Source organism: Hydrogenimonas thermophila, from assembly GCF_900115615.1.
Lineage (GTDB): Bacteria > Campylobacterota > Campylobacteria > Campylobacterales > Hydrogenimonadaceae > Hydrogenimonas > Hydrogenimonas thermophila.
Window position 1 is genome coordinate 35,630 of the sequence record NZ_FOXB01000013.1, and the last position, 14,646, is coordinate 50,275.

Genomic DNA, 14,646 nt, shown 5'->3' on the forward strand with positions numbered 1-14,646 from the left:
ATATTATCATAGTAACATTAAAAAAAAATATAAACCTACTTAGGCTTTAACTAAATCAAGAATAGTTTTTACAATCTTACAAGCTCCATTTTGACTTATCATTGTTCCAAGTCTCTTACTAACTACTTCTATATTTGAGTCAATAATATTTAAAAAAATATCTCTCTCCAACATATTTTGTCTTACAACCCAACCTGCATTCATTCCAACATGGTAAGCAGCATTATAGTATTGATGATCTCCTGCAGCATAAGGGTAAGGAATAAACAGAGTTGGAATTTGAGCAGCGGTAAGTTCCCACAATGTACTAGCTCCTGCACGACTTACAGCAAGATCTGCTTTTTCAATACGTAAATAAATCTCTTTATCAAATGCAAAAACATCTGCTTCTATATTTAATTTTTTATACTCTTTACTTACACGCTCATAATCACGCTTGCCAGTCTGATGAATAATTCCAATTCCCAGTTTTTGAAGTTCTGGAGCAAGTTGCAAAGCAAAATCGTTAATTGCCTTGGCTCCTTGACTTCCTCCTAAAAAAATAACTCTTTTAACTTCAGATCGCACACGAGCAGTTTTAAAAAAGTTTTCACTAACAGGGTAATCTACAGGGTCACTGCCATATGAAGAGAAAAAGTGTTTAGAAAAAGGTTTTAAAATCTTATTTAAACGACCTGTGAGAGCATTTTGTTCATGTATAAAAAGTGGTATTCTTATCAAAATAGCAGCAAATGATGCAGGAGCAGCAGAAAAACCGCCTACACTGAGAACTGCATCAATATTGTGAGCTTTCATAAACTCTTTTGCCTGCAGCATTGATTTGAATATTTGTGATATAGAGTAAAGTTTGTCTAGCCCTTTTTGATTGACTACACCTCTAGTAGGAAGAAAGAGCTTATCTTTAAAATCATCATCTTTTTCAAACCAGGCTCTGTCTTGTCCACTTTCAGAGCCTATGTAGTATGTATTTATACCACGCTTTAAAAGCTCATCTTTCACAGACCTGACAATAGCTAAATGCCCACCAGTTCCACCACCAGTTAAAAGAATGTTACAATGTTGCATAAATATCTTCCAGCATTCCTAGAAGCTTTTCATAACTTATATTTGAGTCACTCTTTAAAATCTCTTGCATTACGACATTATCTTCTTTCCCATTCCAAACCTTCTTGTAAGAACCCTCTTTATAGCCGTGTTGCTGTCTAAATTGGTTGAGTGCATTTTTACCTATATAAAGTCGATATACATCATCAAAACTCATTCCTGTAGCATCAACACACTCCCAAAATTGACCAATAAGTTCTTCTTGATATACTTCATCATCAGTTTTGATCAATGCCAGTGCCATCAATGTCTCAAATGGTTCTAACAACTCATCTATTCTGCTGTTTTCACTCTCACTCCACTCTTTTGGAAGTTTTATACTGCTATTTTTCATTACTGAGACTGCAAGTTTAGCTGCATCTTCACTACTTTGAAATTGTAAAAGATAACTCATTACAAAGTGCCAAATATCAACCATCTCTATCTTGATATTTTCCAAATCTATTCCACCGGCAATATTTTTCCAATGCTTCCAGCTAAAACTATCGATTAATTCTGCACTCTCCATAACAATACAACGTTTCCAATTTATAACTTTTCCCTGCTTGGTAACACCATCACGCCAATGAGGTCCGTTTGTATCGTCATTCAACCTCTCTTGCAATTTAAACATCTCTACCATTTTCTCAGTCATGCTAAGGCTCCTTCGTAAGTTTGCTCTTTAAATATTAGTTTCATTTTTATACATAAAAATGTAGTAGCTTCCTTTTGTTTTTCCAATTTTTTTTAAAACACCTTTTTTAACTAGGTTAGATAAAATCTCTCTTGCTCTTCTCTCTTTTATGTTTAAAATTTTTTCTACATCATTTGAAACTATTTTTTCATTTTGTTTTAGAACTCTAACTATTTTTTCTTCTTCAAAAGATAATTCGGCGATATTCGGCACTTTTTCGGCGCTATTCGGCACTTTTTCACCAGTTTTCCTATAAAAAACTATACTTATAAAATTTCCACTCTCATCTATTTCAAATTTGATTCCTTTTTCATCACATAATTTTTTAATCTTTCCAATGCCACTACCCCAACTTTCAATATATTTTAGTTCTCTAAATAAATTTGCCAAGACTCTGTTTCTAAGTTCACTTCTCCCACTCATCACTTCTTCAAGAGTTAGTCCATTTGGAAAACCACCTGGTGAAACAATCTCAACCATATCATCATAAACAGCTACTTTTATATCACTATTTCTTGTATAATCTCTATGTATAACTGCATTTAAAAGTGCTTCTCTAAGAGCAATCAAAGGAATTTCTAGCTCCTCTTTTAGTTGCAAACCTTCAACTTTTGCAAACAGATTTAGATGATTTTGTAAAAATTGTAAAGTATTATTTAAATTACTAAAGAGATCTTTATTAAACTCTTTTTTATCTATAAATATCTCTTTCGTAACTCCTCTAAATCTCGCACACTTGATTGTGCTATTGTCAAATTTACCAAGGGTTATACATAAAGCATTTGTAGGTAAATCACTACTATTTAAACTTTTAATCAGCTTCAAGTTTTTTAACTTTTTGTAGTCGCAACTTTTGCCTATTTTTTCAAACTCATTATAAATGATATTAAAATTTAAATTATCTAAACCTATTTCAAAATTCTCTTCTTCATCAAAACTTTTATTAAATCTTTGTCTTTGAAGCTCTGTTATCATTACCTCATCTGCAACTCTATTTGTTGATCCAACTCTAATTATTGTACCTTTTAGCTTACCTTTGTTTTTTAAGTAATATGGTAAAAGTGAACCACGAAATACTTCAACTACTAAAACAACTTTCCCATCTATATTTTGAGCATAAATTTCTGGTAAAATATTTGGATAACACAAATCACTTACAATTGAGCTAATCTTTTCTTCATACTCAAAAACTCTATCTTCATCAATTCCAATAATTTCTCTTTTATCATTTACTCCAACTATGATCTTTCCGCCACTAGTATTGCTAAAAGCAATAACAGTTTTTGCAATTGCTTCATTTGATGGTAGTTTCTCTTTTAATTCAAGTTTTTTACTTTCACCTTTTTGGATTTCTTGTTTTAACATCTTATTATCTTTTTAATACGTTATATATTCATCTCTACATTTTAACTTTCTTGCTCATAGAAAGAGCCAGACCAACTCCTATTGACATAGCAACAATTTGAGAACCGCCATAACTTAAAAATGGTACAGCAATACCTTTAAGAGGTATAACCCCGCTGATACCAAGGGCATTTATTAAAAATGCAAAACCTATGATCATTGCTAAACCAGCACAATAGAGATAATTGACATTGTTATCACTTCGTCCAGCAATTTTAAGTAGTCTAAAAATAACAACCATCAAAAGCATTACAACAGCTGCTACACCAAGGACTCCTATCTCTTCAGCCATCCCTGCAAGCACGAAATCCGTATGTACTTCACTTAAAAAGCCAAGTTTTAAAACTCCATTTCCAAGACCAACCCCAAAGAGTCCACCATTGTGAATTGCGTGTAAAGAGTTACTGATCTGGTACGGCTCTTCTGCCAAATTTACTTTTGGAACTGCACTTGCCCATTGAGGAAAAATCTTGGCAATACTGTTTTGAATCATATAGTACCAGCCTTTAAAACGCTCAATACGGTGGGGAGAGGTAACAACAAACCCTGCTATAGCAATTGCTCCAACAAGAATAGATGCACCAAAAAACTTTAAACTGCTACCTGCAAATATCATCATTCCCAAAAGTGTAAGTGCCAGCAAAACTACCTGTCCCAAGTCATTTTGAAAAATAGCAATTATAAACATTACAGCAATAAATATTATGAAATATGGCAACAGCATGGAAAGCTCTTCTTTTAGGGTATATCGAAACTCTTTTGAGCGTTCCATATGTTTAGGTAATACTTTACGGGAAAAACTCCATGCAATGAAATAGGCAAATCCAATCTTAAAAAACTCAACAGGTGCCAAAGATAGTGGACCTAAGCGAATCCATCGTTTTGCCCCTCCAACTTCTCTGGCTATAGACTCAGGCAAAAACGGAATAGCAATCATCATTAATGCAGAGATAATAAAAATAGAAAATCCAATTTTTGTAGCTACTTTGTTTGAATCTTGTCGTGCAATAAACCACATTAAAAAAATTCCAATCATTCCAGCACTAAATTGACGTATAAAAAAGTGCCATGGCTGTACATTAAAAAGTAGCACAGTATATGCTGAGAGCGAATAACTGAAAATTATTCCAATAACAATTAAAGCAGTAGTAGCTAAAAATAGAGGTCTGTCTATCATGTTTTCTCGTAAAAGATTTTTTGATATTATATGCTACTTTAACTGATAAAAGGTTTGTCTCTTATGATACTCCATAATCTATTACTTACAATTTTGTTTCTGCTCTTACTAAATGGATGTGAATCAACAAACCATAATGTTGAGAAACCAATAGAACCATCATTTATTCAATACTCCGTAAAATCATATAAACAGACAATGCAAATTTTAGACAGATTGGGATATACACAAGAAAAATTTAAAAAAGGAATGAAAAAAATACCAAAAGTTTTAATAACTCATATAGCAATGAGATGGGGAAGAGATGCAAAAAAGATTCCTGTATCTACCAAAAAAAGTATCTTTTTAAGGTTAATGGCATCTGAAGCTCTTATTGCCAATGAAGAGGTAAAAAAAGATAGAGAAAAACTTTTGTCAATTATAAATAAAATTGGACACAGCCCAATAACTCGTCAAGAGTCTGAATGGCTTAGAAATATAGCTAAAAAGTATAAAGTTATAAAGTCTGATTCAGATATTTTGTCAAAAAAAGAGATTAATAAACTTGTTCAAAGAGTTGATACTGTTCCTCCATCTTTAATAGTCGCTCAAGGTGCAATAGAGAGTGGATGGGGTACATCCAGATTTGCAGTTGAAGGAAATGCTCTCTTTGGTCAGTGGAGCTTTAGCAATAAAGCACTAAAACCAAAAAATCAACGTAAACACCTTGGAAACTATGGTCTTGCAACATTTGATACACCGCTTGATTCAATAAGATCATATATTTTAAATTTAAATACTCATCCGGCATATAAAGAGTTTCGCAAACGAAGGATGATGCTAAGAAAAGCCAACCTTCCGCTAACAGGCATAGCACTGACAGATACACTAAAATCATACTCAGAAAGAGGAGAAGAGTATGTTAATGACTTAAACCGCTTAATAAAGTCAAATCACCTTGAATGGTTGGATTATGCACAGTTAAGCAGTGAAAAACCTGTTATAATTCATCCAGAAGAGTAGATAAATCAAAAATTTGGAATGGTTTTTGCTTGGATAAATTTACAGTTGACAGGAGGGTTTAGATGGAGATAAATCACGCACATACCTTAATGGCTAAAGCTCTTGATTATAGGGCATTAAGACAAGATTTAATAAGCTCAAACATTGCAAATGTAGATACACCTTTTTATCGTTCAAGAGATATTCTTTTTGAAGATGCTTTAGTAAAAGAGCGTGAAAAACTTCATAACCTTCCATCTAAAAAGTTGCAAATGGCTGTAACAAGTCCAATGCACCTTCAAGGTAACGAGAATGATTTTCCTCCAAAAGCAGAGATTTTCTTCCGCGATGGACATATGGCAAGAAATGATGGAAATACCGTTGACCTTGATGTAGAGACAACCGAAATGGCAAAAAACGGTACTATGTACAATGCATTGGTTATGGCATTAAAGAAAAACAGTATGCTATTTAAAAGTGTCATAGACTCTTCAGCAAAAATATAAAGGGATTGATAGATGAGTTTTTTAAACAGTTTTGATATAAACGGTTACGGACTTTCAGCGCAACGTTTCCGTGTAAATGTCATCAGCTCAAACATCGCCAATGCAAACACAACACGCACAGATGAAGGCGGTCCATACAGAAGACGAGAAGTTGTTTTTAAATCTTTCAATTTTGATAAAGTTTTAAATAGTAAAATTGAAGAAAAGAGTGATTTTCTTCCATATGAAGATCCTTTGGATGAAGGAATGGAAAACAAAACGGCAGTTCCACCTTTAATGGGTGTATTAGTTGACAAAGTTGTACGTGACGACAGTGAACCTAAAATGAAATATGACCCTTCTCATCCAGATGCTAATGCCGAAGGGTATGTTGCCTATCCAAATATTAACCCTGTCGTCGAAATGGCCGATCTTATAGAAGCTACAAGAGCTTACCAAGCAAATGTAGCAGCATTTCAAAGTGTCAAATCAATGGCAACAAGTGCAATAGATCTGCTAAAAGCGTAGTTAACAAGGATTAAGTGATGGATAAAAACATTCAGAGTATTGGGCAGCTTTCAACAAATGATCTGCTTCAATCTAAAAACAAGAGTACAGCTAAAGTTGAAGGTAGTAGTTTTGGCGATGTTCTCAAAAAGTCCATCGGAGAGGTAAACGATATACAAAAAGCCGGTGAAAAAGCGATGGAAGATATGGCAACCGGACAAGTAAAAGATTTGCATCAAGCTGCACTGGCTATTGACAAAGCTGAAATGAATATGAAACTTATGCTTGAAGTAAGAAACAAAGCTATAAACGCTTACAAAGAGATTCTGCGTACACAAATCTAACAGGACTGCCGTGTCAAATTTTTTCTCATCTTCAAAAGAACTGGACGAACGTATTGGTAAAAAGACCAAACTTCTCCTGCTTCTTATTATATTTACTTTTGGTATATTTGTCTTTATTGGCTCTATCTCACACACTGCTATAAAAGAACGCCATATTCCACGACTTGTTATCAGTGAAACAAACAGAGCTTTACGTGGAGATATACTGAGTAAAGAGGGTTTTAAACTAGCATTTAGCCAAAAACTATATAAAGCTATGGTAAATACCTACAACATTGATCCTGACAAAAAAGATCTTTTTATAAAACTTTTTAGCATCTACAGTGGAATTAGTGAAAAGACAATTAGAAAACGGGTAAGCAAAAAGGGAAATGTTGTTCTATCTTACTCTATAGATGCTAACCGAGCCAAATATCTAAAAGAGTTGGCACGAAAACTTCGAATTTTAAAAGTATTTATTCCATATGAAGATAAAAAAGGTCATATCATCAAGTATGGTCTTAGCCTTACAGAGAGTGGAGAATCAAGAATTTTTTCATACAAAGATAGCTTTGAACCTATTTTAGGCTTTATGAAAAAGAGTGAAGATGATGGCTTTACCAGACCAATTGGTGTTAAAGGATTGGAAAAGTCATACCAAGAGGCACTACGTCCCATACAAAATGGCATTGTTGAAGGATTAAGAGATATTGGAAACAGTATTATTTTAGATGGAAACAGTTTTGTTAAACCACCTATTAATGGAATGACCCTTCTTTTGAATATTCCAATGAGTCTGCAAAAAAGCATTGAAGTAGTTTTACAGAAAGCTAAACGTGAATTGCAGGCAAAAGAGATTGTAGCCATTGTTATGGATTCTAAAACAGGAAAAATCAGAGCAATGGCAACTTCAAACAGATTTGATCCAAGCCACATAAGAAAGAGAGATTACCCTTCACTAAATGTAACTGCTATAGAATATACTTACGAGCCAGGTTCTGTTATAAAACCAATCACATTCTCTTTATTACTGCAAAATCACAGAGTAAATCCATATGACATTGTTAGAACCTATAATGGTCGCTATAAACTTGGACGCAAAATCATTACTGACGAACATAGAGAAGAGTGGATGAGTGCAGAAAATGTCATAGTTTACTCTTCAAACATAGGAATTGCTCAGCTGGCTCAACGTCTTGATGGAATTGACTTTATTGAAGGATTTAAAAAATTTGGGTTTACCCAAAAAACAGGCATAGACCTTCCATATGAACATGTTGGAATTATGCCAAATACTCTACAGATGGAAAATGAAATTTACAAAGCTACTGTAGGCTATGGGTATGGAATAAGAACTACACTCATACAACTAGTATGTGCATATAATGCTTTCAACAACAATGGTCGTATTTTAGAACCTAAAATTGTAGATACCATCATAGACCATACAGGTAAAAGGTACCAAGTTGAATCATTTACAGAGCCAAAACAAGCTATAACTGCAGCAACTGCGACACAGATGAATAAAATACTTCAAAAAGTTGTAAAGAAAGGAACAGGTAAAAAAGCCAGAACAGAAGGTTTAATTATTGGTGGAAAAACCGGTACTGCTCACATAGCTTCTAAAAAAGGTGGTTATGCTCAACTATATAACAGTACCTTCATAGGATTTGCTAATGATAAAAAACATCGCTATACTATAGGTGTACTGGTTAGAGAGCCTAAAAAACCACATAGCTACTATGCTTCACAATCTGCTGTACCCGTCTTTAAACAAATTGTTGATGTTTTGGTTGAGCAGGGAGAGTTGATCCCTGAACGCTCAAACCCATAAATTATCTATAAGACGAGTCTTCCCTACTTTTGCCGCAACAAGAATAATACTGTTTTGTATCTTAACTTTTTTCAAAGGTCTAAAGTCTCTATCTACAATGGCAATATACTCTACATCTATATCTTTCATAATTTCAGACATTTTAGCTTCAATTACTTCACTTGAAAATTCACCCGCCATAATAAGCCTTGAAGCAGCTTTTAAAGCACGTGAAATTGACAAAGCACGCTCTCTTTCCTCAGCAGAGAGATATACATTTCGGCTACTAAGAGCTAATCCGTCATCTTCTCTAACTGTCTCAACAGGAACTATCTCATAAGGTAAAAAGAGATCTTTAGCCATCTTTTGCAAAATTACAAGTTGCTGTGCATCTTTCTTTCCAAAATATGCTCTGTCAGGCTGTACAAGATTTAAAAGTTTCATTACAATCTGAACAACTCCGTCAAAGTGTCCAGGACGACGATTACCCTCTAAAATATACCCAAGGTAGGAAGGAGCTTTAAGCTTAACCTCATCAGAGTGGTACATAGAAGAGATTTCTGGCATAAATAGAATATCAACTCCGGCAACTTCACAAATCTTTTTGTCAGCCTCTTCTCGTCTTGGGTATTTGTCCAAATCCTCACCAGGCAAAAACTGAGTTGGGTTTACAAATATAGATACAACTACATTATCATTCTCAGCTCTAGCCTTTTGTATAAGAGAGAGATGACCTTGATGCAAAGCACCCATTGTAGGAACAAATCCTACACTGCCTGAAAATTTACTAATAGCATCTTTAAGTTCTTTTATATCTTTTGCAATTTTCATCAATAACCTTTATATAAAGTAAACATCTGTAAGCGACTTAATATAGTATAATTACGCAATTATATCAAAGGGATGAGTCCAATGGATAGTTATGAATTTTCAGAACTTATGAAAAAACTCAAGACAAAAGTTGAAAATATCAAAAATATTATTAAACCAGATACAATTAAGAAGAGACTGGCTGAAATCTCTGAAATGGAGATGCAAGAAGACTTTTGGAGTGATGCCAAAAAGGCTGGTGATATTCAAAAAGAGAAGAACCGATTAGAGCGCATCTTGAAACGATATGAAGATGCTGAAGGTGCAGTGAGTGATGCTCTGGATCTTTTTGAAATGGCAACAGAAGAGAAAGATGAAGAGACTCTGGAGCAACTCTTTTCAGAAGCACCTGAAATAGAAGAGCGTGTTAATAAAGTAGAGATAGAAGTTATGCTAAGCGGTCCACATGATGCAAACAATGCCATCGTCTCCATTCATCCAGGTGCAGGTGGTACAGAGAGCCAAGATTGGGCAAGCATACTTTATAGAATGTATCTAAGATGGGCAGAAAGACATGGCTTTAAAGTTGAAGTTCTAGACTACCAAGAGGGTGAAGAAGCAGGCATAAAAGATGTAAGTTTCATCATTAAAGGTGAAAATGCTTACGGGTACTTGAAAGTTGAGAATGGAATTCACCGCTTGGTTAGAATAAGCCCATTTGACTCAAATGCAAGACGGCATACATCTTTTACATCTGTTATGGTTTCACCTGAAATTGATGATGACATAGATATTGAAATAGAAGATAAAGATTTGCGCATAGACACATACCGTGCTTCTGGTGCAGGTGGTCAGCACGTCAACAAAACTGAAAGTGCTATACGCATTACGCATATACCTACAGGCATCGTTGTACAGTGCCAAAATGACCGCAGTCAGCACAAAAACAAAGCAACTGCAATGAAAATGCTAAAGTCAAGACTTTATGAGCTAGAGCTTGAAAAGAAAAAAGCTGAAGCAGATGGCATAGAAAAGAGTGAAATTGGCTGGGGACACCAGATACGATCTTATGTTTTAGCTCCTTACCAACAAGTAAAAGATACACGAAGCGGTCAAGCATTCAGCAATGTAGATGCCATACTAGATGGTGACATAGACAAACTCATAGAAGGTGTGCTAATAGCCGAAGCAGAAAAAGGCAAACAGGAGTAAAAATGAGTGCAGGATGGAGTTGCTCACACCAAATTGGAAATATCTGCGATCTAATAAACAGACCTTGCGAACCAGGTATGAAAGGCTGCACCCTTTATGGGAAAGCAGTCTTTGCAGACCCTAAAACGCCATCAAACGAAGCAGTACGCCGCAGAGAAGAGATGCAAAGAAAAAAAGAGATGGAAGAGCTTATGAAAAATGCGGCAAAAGGGTTTTAACTATCCTAACAAACCATAATTAAGGAAACGCTTCAAATTTTGTATAAATCCAAAATAAATATAAAGAAGGATTTACAATAATGAAAGCACAGGCAAATATAACAATATTTGCCATTTATTACAAAAGTGTTTATATGCAATATAATTGAAAAAGTGATAGCACATTGAAGCATTACACTCCACTGACTTTATCTTACACAATTATTGGTTTTTTTGGTTGCCACTTAGACAGCGTATTAGATATAATAAGAGTATGAGTCCCGAAGATGAGGTTCGGGGGAAAGGAGATATTATGGGCTGGGGAGCATTTTTATTAGGACTTTTAATCGGTAGTGCAGATACTGGTCCTGAAGAGGGAGCCAAACCAAGAAACACTGGTCCAGAAGGAACTTTTCTTGGTCCAAACGATCGCAGAACTCAGCGTGAAAAAAATCACAAAGCTCAAGAGTATGCTGATATTGCTTTAGAGAGATTACCACAATATGTAAGAATGTATAATGCACCAAACCAAGATCAGCTTGATAATGTACTAAAAGCTTTTGAGAGTGCTGCAAAATTAGAACTTAAAGGCGGTACAAATGTAATTAGAATGGATCAGGATATTGGCAAAAGCAATGCACAAGCTCTTAAAGAGTGGAATGATATTAGAGAGTATTTTGCAATTGGCTTGGCTGAGGTTGCTAGACTATTTGGAGGACGTGTATATAACGCCTTGACTGAACACTACTCTGACTACTTCCTAATGGAAGTTAGAAAGTTTGTGGCAAAGCATCCATTAATTGATGAAGGGGTATTACAAGATAGATATTGGTTGTTTGAACAACATAGAATGAGATTTGGACAAAGTTGGCTTAAAAGAGGAGATGAAGAAACTGCTCGAAAAATTGCCAACATAAAAACAAACTATGAATTATTCAAATTTACTGCTGAAAAAGAAATTGAAAGACGACAAAAAAAATTATTAGATTTAAATATTCCAAGAGAAAAGTGGAAACCTCTTTTAGAAAAATATAAAGACATCCGATTGCAAGACAGAATTCCTACAATGGATGAATTTAAAAGATCATGGGATATAGCCACATCTCTTGATAAAATGATTGATTAATTGCTTGTAATCATCTGATCAACAACCCTCACATTAGAGCCCTCTCTGAAGTTAAGCCTAGAAGCCCAAGTTGTCTCCGTCATTCCATCAGATGACGGAGCAAGAGGGTTTGAGCCTGTTCTTTTTGCACTAGTTGGTATTTTTACCACCTTATCATTTTTTTCTAATCTGTATGCTGCATCATTTATCCTTCTTAAATCCCTATTAATACCTTCCCCATTCATTCCCTTTATAAACATATTTTTACCTGCCTTGGCAACAGTTGCAGTATTAATAACATTTCCTACAGTATCTGCAATATACACACCCGTTAAGAGCCCAGTTCTTCCAGTACCTGATTTTACCGCTGCATCCCAAGTTGCAGAAGTTGCAGCATCATGTCTTAAGTGTGTTTTGTTACTTACGCCACTGTCTTTCTTCATAAATATATTAAACGATCCTTGCCCTCCCCTATCTCCAGGTTTGTATGTATAATTCACTTCGAACCCATCACTATCTATGAAAGTACCAGCTAATGCTTTTGTAGCTTCAAACATTGCATGTCGTTTTTCAAATAGACTTGCATTTAAGAAATCTCCGCCCGCAAATGTATCAAGTATCTCCCTACCTGCTTCATCTTGTCTATAATATTCCTCATCAAGATTTTCATCTCCCATCATATTGGCAGCCAAATATTTAGAAACAGTATTTGAGCTTGCATTAATTGCTGCTTGTCCTCCTATATCCTCAGTAGTTCCCCATGTTACTTCCATTGTCTTTTGATATATTTCCCCTTCTTACCCTTGTGTAATTATTGGTTTTTTTGGTTGCCACTTAGACAGCGTATTAGATATAATAAGAGTATGAGTCCCGAAGATGAGGTTCGGGGGAAAGGAGTTAGTTATGAGTAACGGAATGTCTGTTGGAGCACAATTTGGTGCAGCTTATCTTTTTGGATGGGCGCTTAACAAACTTCAAAACCGAGACAATGAAGGTTGTAAAGCATATTTTTTAGAAGGCACTATATACACTCCAAAACAACATTGCAAAAAAATTATTGAAGCTGCACAACTTATACTTGAAAATATAGATTTGTTTATTAAAGAGAGCAAGAGAGACAAAGAATCTCTTGAATATGGACGCTCTAACCTTTCTCTTATGGAGTGGATAGCAACTTATGAACTTAGAGATGGGCTAGATGAAAAAGACTATGAAGAGACATATTGGGAACTTCAAGGCATAATGGTTCACACATTTCATGCAATAAAAGTCTTGTTAGGAGATGAAATATATAACAATGTTGTAAGTATGTTTAAAATGAATTATAACTTTAAATTTTTACCTGAACATATTGAGAAATATCTCAATGCAACTTATACACATATTGACTCTAAAGGCAAAGAGATAAAAACAACATATAATGGTGCTTTACAACTTATGAAAGAAGATGTAATGGCTACAGCTTATGCTAACGGATTAGATGATAGCTTCATAGATGAGTTGGAAATGGTTAGAACTATGGAAGAGTTTAGCAACATAAAAATTAAAATTAAAGAAGCGATATGGGAGAAAAAATGCAAAGAACTAAAAATAGAAGAGGAGAAATGGGTACCTTTATTAAAAAAATATAAAAACACTCCAAAAAACAATAAAAAAAGAAGAGTGATAAGCACAGCAATCAATAGACTAATTAAAGAATATAGTCAGTCTGACAACTTAAATTTATTGGAGTAATAGTTATTGTTACACCTTAACAAATACTACACCCCATATAAAAATTTTTGATTAATTTGGCAATACTACCATATTAACATTAACCTCATCACTTCCTCCACTCTCTCCCTGTCCTCTCTGCGGCTTAGTGAAAAATCTATCTTTAGCAGCTTTAATTCTCTTGTTTAATCCGCCATAAGTTTCTTGTGTTTTTTCAAAAGTTTTTCCCTTAGCTAAATAATCCATCCCTTTAAATAACTTACTTCCTGGTAAAAGAGACATTGCAACATCAGATACTGTTTTTACCAATTCATAAAAACAATACAGAATCTTTAAATTAGCATAATAATAATTTATCATGTTAAATTATTATCAGTAATAAAACATTATATTACAGAATTTAAAAATAATTAGTTTTATTTTCATTTGATTTCTTATGATATTGACTAATTTAGTAACTTTTTAATATAATTTCTTTTCTTAAAATAAAACATGGGAGAAAAAATGTATAAAAAAATTGCAGTTTCCTTAGCTTGTGCATCTATTCTATTTACAGGATGTGCTACCACAGAAATACAAACAAAAGCAAAAATGACAAGAACTATATTCCTTGATCCTGTTGCAAAGTCTCAAAGAACTGTATTTGTCGCTATTAGAAATACTTCAGGAAATGACTTAGAACTTGAAGATAAAATTATCTCAGGCTTAAAGAAAAAAGGTTATCGAGTTGTTGATGATCCAGCTAATGCAAAATATATTTTAATGGCAAATGTACTGTTTGCTGATCAGCCAAATCCAATGAAATTTTAAATAATTCTTAAATGTATAATTTTGGAAAGGTTTTTGCTTTAGTTGACTCAAAAACGAGGAGTCAACTATGAAACGATACACAAAGGCAAAAACATTGCTTGAATCACTAATGACAATACCAGACTATAGAGTAGATATAGGAAAAGTAGAGTATCCCCTAGCAGAAGTACTATTTATGGTGATATTTGCACTATTAAAAGGGAATACTACATTTAAAGAGATTTTTGGCTGGATGATATACAATAAAGATAATCCGGTGTTAAAAGAGATTTTCGAAAAAGATGAAGTTAAAATGCCTTCAAAATCTACACTGCACAATATATTAACAAATA

18 protein-coding genes are annotated in these 14,646 nt (G+C 34.2%); 11 read left to right on the forward strand and 7 right to left on the reverse strand.

Annotated elements, in window-relative coordinates; translation table 11 throughout:
* Positions 1-39: 39 nt before the first annotated feature.
* From murG to BM227_RS05895, 4 genes are read right to left on the reverse strand one after another with little or no spacing between them, the layout of a single operon-like run.
* On the reverse strand, positions 40-1,065 hold the full coding sequence (murG, locus tag BM227_RS05880) for an undecaprenyldiphospho-muramoylpentapeptide beta-N-acetylglucosaminyltransferase (RefSeq protein WP_092912087.1): 1,026 nt from the start codon (positions 1,063-1,065) through the stop codon (positions 40-42).
* Entirely contained in the window at positions 1,052-1,738 is a 687-nt protein-coding gene (locus BM227_RS05885; RefSeq protein WP_092912089.1) for a dUTP diphosphatase, read from the reverse strand. The genes murG and BM227_RS05885 overlap by 14 nt, the downstream gene beginning before the upstream one ends.
* Positions 1,739-1,765: 27 nt before the next feature.
* Positions 1,766-3,142 carry an RNA-binding domain-containing protein gene (locus BM227_RS05890; RefSeq protein ID WP_092912091.1) on the reverse strand — a complete coding sequence of 459 codons (1,377 nt, stop codon included), beginning with the start codon at positions 3,140-3,142 and terminating at the stop codon, positions 1,766-1,768.
* A gap of 34 nt (positions 3,143-3,176) precedes the next feature.
* Positions 3,177-4,358, reverse strand: coding sequence for an FtsW/RodA/SpoVE family cell cycle protein (locus tag BM227_RS05895; RefSeq protein ID WP_092912093.1), 1,182 nt, complete (start codon positions 4,356-4,358; stop codon positions 3,177-3,179).
* Positions 4,359-4,421: 63 nt separating this feature from the next.
* Between BM227_RS05895 and BM227_RS05900 the strand changes: the two genes are divergently transcribed.
* From BM227_RS05900 to BM227_RS05920, 5 genes are all read left to right on the forward strand, one after another.
* A complete protein-coding gene (locus BM227_RS05900; protein WP_092912095.1) occupies positions 4,422-5,360 on the forward strand; it encodes a glucosaminidase domain-containing protein in 939 nt (312 codons plus the stop codon).
* Positions 5,361-5,422: 62 nt separating this feature from the next.
* Positions 5,423-5,845: a flagellar basal body rod protein FlgB gene (gene flgB, locus BM227_RS05905; protein WP_092912097.1), complete on the forward strand. Its 423-nt coding sequence runs from the start codon at positions 5,423-5,425 to the stop codon at positions 5,843-5,845.
* 12 nt (positions 5,846-5,857) lie between these two features.
* Entirely contained in the window at positions 5,858-6,352 is a 495-nt protein-coding gene (gene flgC, locus BM227_RS05910; protein ID WP_092912099.1) for a flagellar basal body rod protein FlgC, read from the forward strand.
* A gap of 17 nt (positions 6,353-6,369) precedes the next feature.
* Positions 6,370-6,675, forward strand: coding sequence for a flagellar hook-basal body complex protein FliE (fliE, locus tag BM227_RS05915; protein WP_092912101.1), 306 nt, complete (start codon positions 6,370-6,372; stop codon positions 6,673-6,675).
* A gap of 10 nt (positions 6,676-6,685) precedes the next feature.
* Positions 6,686-8,488 carry a peptidoglycan D,D-transpeptidase FtsI family protein gene (locus BM227_RS05920; RefSeq protein WP_245757027.1) on the forward strand — a complete coding sequence of 601 codons (1,803 nt, stop codon included), beginning with the start codon at positions 6,686-6,688 and terminating at the stop codon, positions 8,486-8,488.
* On the opposite strand, the gene panC is transcribed toward BM227_RS05920, so the two are convergent.
* A complete protein-coding gene (panC, locus tag BM227_RS05925) occupies positions 8,477-9,298 on the reverse strand; it encodes a pantoate--beta-alanine ligase (protein ID WP_092912103.1) in 822 nt (273 codons plus the stop codon). The genes BM227_RS05920 and panC overlap by 12 nt on opposite strands.
* Before the next feature lie 81 nt (positions 9,299-9,379).
* On the opposite strand from panC, the gene prfB reads away from it, so the two are divergent.
* The 3 genes from prfB (at position 9,380) to BM227_RS05940 (ending at position 11,812) form a co-directional block, all read left to right on the forward strand.
* Positions 9,380-10,489, forward strand: coding sequence for a peptide chain release factor 2 (gene prfB, locus BM227_RS05930; RefSeq protein ID WP_092912104.1), 1,110 nt, complete (start codon positions 9,380-9,382; stop codon positions 10,487-10,489).
* Between the two features lie 2 nt (positions 10,490-10,491).
* Entirely contained in the window at positions 10,492-10,707 is a 216-nt protein-coding gene (locus tag BM227_RS05935; protein WP_092912106.1) for a hypothetical protein, read from the forward strand.
* Between the two features lie 253 nt (positions 10,708-10,960).
* Positions 10,961-11,812, forward strand: a complete 852-nt coding sequence (locus BM227_RS05940) for a hypothetical protein (RefSeq protein ID WP_143089697.1) — start codon at positions 10,961-10,963, stop codon at positions 11,810-11,812.
* Here BM227_RS05940 and BM227_RS05945 read toward each other — a convergent pair.
* Positions 11,809-12,564, reverse strand: coding sequence for a hypothetical protein (locus BM227_RS05945; protein ID WP_092912110.1), 756 nt, complete (start codon positions 12,562-12,564; stop codon positions 11,809-11,811). The genes BM227_RS05940 and BM227_RS05945 overlap by 4 nt on opposite strands.
* A 130-nt stretch (positions 12,565-12,694) precedes the next feature.
* Between BM227_RS05945 and BM227_RS05950 the strand changes: the two genes are divergently transcribed.
* Positions 12,695-13,525 (forward strand): hypothetical protein, encoded by an 831-nt coding sequence (locus BM227_RS05950; RefSeq protein WP_092912112.1) that lies wholly within the window; start codon positions 12,695-12,697, stop codon positions 13,523-13,525.
* Positions 13,526-13,576: 51 nt separating this feature from the next.
* Here the strand turns inward: BM227_RS05950 and BM227_RS05955 are convergent, their stop codons facing one another.
* Positions 13,577-13,864: a hypothetical protein gene (locus BM227_RS05955; protein ID WP_143089698.1), complete on the reverse strand. Its 288-nt coding sequence runs from the start codon at positions 13,862-13,864 to the stop codon at positions 13,577-13,579.
* 144 nt (positions 13,865-14,008) lie between these two features.
* Between BM227_RS05955 and traT the strand changes: the two genes are divergently transcribed.
* Positions 14,009-14,314 (forward strand): complement resistance protein TraT, encoded by a 306-nt coding sequence (gene traT / locus BM227_RS05960; protein WP_177202002.1) that lies wholly within the window; start codon positions 14,009-14,011, stop codon positions 14,312-14,314.
* 67 nt (positions 14,315-14,381) lie between these two features.
* The coding region (locus BM227_RS05965; protein WP_143089699.1) for a transposase family protein at positions 14,382-14,646 on the forward strand (265 nt) is incomplete at its 3' end.